The 4,207-nt window shown below is 37.5% G+C and carries 5 protein-coding genes; all 5 read left to right on the top strand.

The annotated features are described in order from the left end of the window. Window positions 1–289, top strand: a 289-nt coding sequence (locus ACWI_RS19195; RefSeq protein ID WP_175440989.1) for a hypothetical protein, incomplete at its 5' end; no start/stop codon positions are given. Between the two features lie 300 nt (window positions 290–589). After that, a complete protein-coding gene (gene dinB / locus ACWI_RS18165) occupies window positions 590–1,843 on the top strand; it encodes a DNA polymerase IV (RefSeq protein WP_070372864.1) in 1,254 nt (417 codons plus the stop codon). 14 nt (window positions 1,844–1,857) lie between these two features. Then, window positions 1,858–2,100: a hypothetical protein gene (locus ACWI_RS18160; RefSeq protein ID WP_070372863.1), complete on the top strand. Its 243-nt coding sequence runs from the start codon at window positions 1,858–1,860 to the stop codon at window positions 2,098–2,100. Between the two features lie 79 nt (window positions 2,101–2,179). Continuing rightward, window positions 2,180–3,541 (top strand): PLC family EF-hand domain-containing protein, encoded by a 1,362-nt coding sequence (locus ACWI_RS18155; protein WP_070372862.1) that lies wholly within the window; start codon window positions 2,180–2,182, stop codon window positions 3,539–3,541. Window positions 3,542–3,711: 170 nt separating this feature from the next. Beyond that, window positions 3,712–4,089, top strand: coding sequence for a hypothetical protein (locus tag ACWI_RS18150; protein ID WP_070372861.1), 378 nt, complete (start codon window positions 3,712–3,714; stop codon window positions 4,087–4,089). Window positions 4,090–4,207 lie beyond the last annotated feature (118 nt).

Raw genomic sequence — 4,207 nt, 5'->3', positions numbered from 1 at the left:
GCTTAAAATGGATTTTCTCGATGGAAAGCTCGACGTCAATGAATCATTCAGTTCTAAAATAACAACAAAAATTATTGCGAAGTCCGGACTTAAACCACTAATCAAATTGTCGCAATTAAAAGTAAAAATGAGTGGTGAAGCGGAACTGGATTCATCTATCTACAAGGGAATCGTAGATGAGGTCAGTGACAAGTTTGGCAGAGATCTCCAATTATCAGTTGAAACTGATAAGTTAGAATCGGATAAAGAGATCCTAACATTTGAAGAAGTCGATGTGAAAGAGATTTAACGTCAATAATTGTCGGGAAATATCTGAGAAGCAAAAATAAGTTTAACGAAAACTGGATATTATTATTACTTGAGCTATTGTATAGAATTAATACAGTAGCTTTTTTGTTTCTGAAATTATAAAATTTTTGTCTCACTCCAAAGAGATTTGTTTCCTCGGGAAACAGGAATTAAAAAAATGAATGGAATCAATAGATGAATACCCTTTGGCTATAATTTGTTATTGACAATATATCATAAAAAGGTATACTATTAATAGAACGAACGTTCGTTTCATTTGGTGATTGAGTGGGGTGAAGAAATGGATCGTGTTATTTTACATAGCGACATGAATTCGTTTTATGCAGCGGTAGAGTGTTTATATAATCCAGAGATTAGAGAAAAGCCGGTGGCCGTTGGTGGTAATCCGGAAAAACGTCACGGGATAATCCTGGCCAAGAATGAGAAAGCCAAAAAAGCAGGTGTTAAGACCGGAGAAGCCTTATGGCAAGCGATGGGGAAATGTCCTGGGCTTATCATTGTACCGCCGAATTATGAACGGTATCTCCGATATTCAAAGTTGTCCAGACAGATTTATAACCGGTATTCGGATCAGGTGGAGCCTTATGGTTTGGACGAATCCTGGGTCGATTGTACGAATAGTGTGAAAATCCACGGATCAGGCGAAGAAATTGCCCGAAAGATCAGTGCGGAAATTAAAGATGAACTGGGAGTAACGGTATCAATCGGAGTATCCTGGAACAAGATTTTTGCAAAATATGGATCGGATTACAAGAAACCGGATGCGATCACAGTAATTACCCGAGATAATTATAGAAAAATTGTCTGGGAACAGGAAGCTGGGGATCTGCTTTATGTGGGGCGATCTACCAAAAAGAAATTACTGAAATATGGTATTTATACCATCGGCCAATTAGCAGAAAGTAATCTTGATTTTCTGGTTCATGTGTTTGGTAAGATGGGGGTGGTTCTATGGCGGTTTGCCAATGGTCTGGACGATAGCCCGGTTAAAAGCTTTGATGAGCATTATAATGGCAATGAACGGCTGATTAAAAGCATTGGCAACAGCATTACCACACCCAGGGACTTAACTAATTTGAAAGACGTCAAGATCATAATTTATATGCTGACCGAAAGCGTGGCCATGCGTTTAAGGGAAACCGGCTGTTATTGTCAGACTGTGGCCATTCATGTTCGAAATAAAGAGCTTCACAGCTTTACCAGGCAAATGAAGCTCCAGAAACCATCGGATCTGACCAATGAAATTGCCAGAGCTGCTATTGATCTGTTTGTAAGAAACTATGATTTCAGTTCGGACATCCGCTCCATGGGTGTGAGGGTTACCGATCTGATACCGGATTCAACGCCCATTCAACTGGATTTATTTGGCAATGAGGAATTACGGGTACGACAGGCAAGATTGGATGATACCGTGGATGGCTTAAAAAAACGCTTTGGCAATCTGGCGGTGCGACGGGCTGTGACGATTGATGATCCGATGGGGTGCCTGGATGCTAAGAAAGATCATGTCATCTATCCCATTTCATATTTTTAGAAGGAGATGCTTTTATGGCGGTGAAGAAGTTTGTGCCGGTGATTGCAAAATTTGAAAAAGATGGAAAGATCATTCCGATGAAGATATTGTGGGAAGATGGTCGAGAGTTTGATATTGACTTTATCTTTGATATCCGGCCTAGATCGTCTTTGAAGGTCGGCGGACAGGGAACCCGGTATCTTTGTCGAATTAAAAATAAAGACGTCTATGTCTATTATGAAAAGCCAAAATGGTTTGTTGAAGGTAAGGAGCATTAGTTGCAGAATATATTTCATAATTTGACAAAACAGTTCATTAATCTTACAATGAAAACAATACCACAAAGGGGAGGTTCATTTGAAAAAGCTGATTATCAAAAAAGAACGGAATTTGTTATTGTTCAGCGATGTGATAAACGACTATCCTTTACTCAAAATAAGACTTAAAAAACATACAACCATTGATGAGCAGATATTGAAAAAAGAAAAAGCGACCGAAGAAGAACTGAATATCTACCGGATGCGAAACGATATCGTGACCCAGGCCAAAAATGAATGGCAAATCGATACAAGCCGTAGTGTGGATCTTCTCCCGGATGATAAGAAAGTCACCTGTGAAGTGTGCGGAAGGCCCATTAAAAACGTATTCTATATCAAAAATTCAATCAATCAGAATTGTCTGAGAACTGGATCCGAGTGTATCAGACATTTTGCAATTGCAGATAAGCAACATCTAGATAGTCTTTTGAAGAATGCCAAGCGTTTGAAGCGCCGGGAAGAAATCGAACACATTTTTCCAGGGATCGATTTACGAATCTACCAGTGGTCAAATTTTATCGATGAACAGCCGATTATTATCAATGATACCCTGTCTAAGAAATATTTTGAGTTAGGGGATTTACTAAGTAGTATCTATGGTGCATTCCTGAAGCAAGAGAACAATAGTGATAAGGAATCAGAGGATGAGATCCGGCGAATTTTAAATGAATCAGATGAGCTAATAGAGGAAATTTTGAAATATGTTAAAAGTCATAAAGATGATGTTCTCTATCCACCAAGCCGGATTTTTCGGCAGATGGAGCCACAGGCAGTTGCCTGGCTGAAACAGGATGGTTATATCACGCCAAGAACGCTGTTTCGTATCCGGGACGATGAGGTTGCTCAAAAGATCTTTGAAAAATACGATGCTTTTTTTAAAACAAATAGAATCACAATCCTTAATGTCAGTCCCAAGCATGGCGTGGATTATCGGATCAAGCGTCAGGCAAATATCGTTCTGACAGCGCCGTATGGCATCTTTTGTAAAAAGTATGGTGCCGAGATTCTAAGAGTAAATGATATAGAAACCATTGCTTCAGAACGGGACCTGGTAGGAATAGGAAAGGTCATTGAGTACCGATCACTGGAATCGTTGATTTATATCATGCAGGATCTATACCTGAAGGAAAGCCCCTATGCCATTGAGGAACTTTATTATGAATACAAAGAAGTCTATTTTGTGGTGAATAACGGTTTAAGCCGTGAATACTTAAAGGTAGAGCTGCCAGGACTGGAAGCTATCGCAAGAGAAACGGTTTATTTCAAAGGGATTGAAAATAAAAAGAAGATTCATGTATTCCTGGACGAATGTCGCAAGAAACCAGGTAATGTCACGAGCCGGGCAGATTATCTGTTTATGAAAGAGCAGCGTGAAGCAAATAGTCGAAGATCTGGGTTTTAGTCTTATAAATTTAAAAAAAATAGATATATTTGATCGATTATAATAAACATTCATACTTTTTTATCTTTATAACATTGTGAATTTGATTCTAAGGTGTATATGTTAACGTCAAACCTGTTTAACTCATATAAATAATGTTTTATTATCAAAACTGAATAGGAGAATCTAAAATGGATGGAAAAAGTCTACTGCCAAAATTTTCTACTGAAGCTTGCTTAAATGTTTTTGCTGAAAAATACTTTTTATTTCCTGTCGAGTCTTTATACACAATCGAGGAGCCTTTAAAAACTTATTTAAACCAATCACATATTTATATGATACTATCTGCTCCTAAATATATCTTTGATTGTGTCAATGTCGATGAAAATGGAATTAGTTTCGATATTATTGATAAACTGAGTAAACATTCGTTTCACGTAGAACGAATGACAGTTATTTCTCAACCTATTAACTATAAAAAATTAGAGGTTAGATGCGAACAGCATAAAATGATCATTTCAGGATTATCTCAGCTCTTACTTAATAGAAATCATAAAGATTGTATATGATATTTTAATAGTGGTCCATTTTTGACAGATTTTTAGTTGAAAAATGGCCCACTATTTTAATTAATCCCCAAATATGAAATAATCATATTTGGAGGTGAAGGGAGTGTTAAATTTGATG

It is taken from the genome of Acetobacterium wieringae, from assembly GCF_001766835.1.
GTDB lineage: Bacteria > Bacillota > Clostridia > Eubacteriales > Eubacteriaceae > Acetobacterium > Acetobacterium wieringae.
The sequence above is the reverse complement of the archived record's forward strand: the minus strand, read 5'-3'. Positions and strand labels throughout refer to the sequence as shown.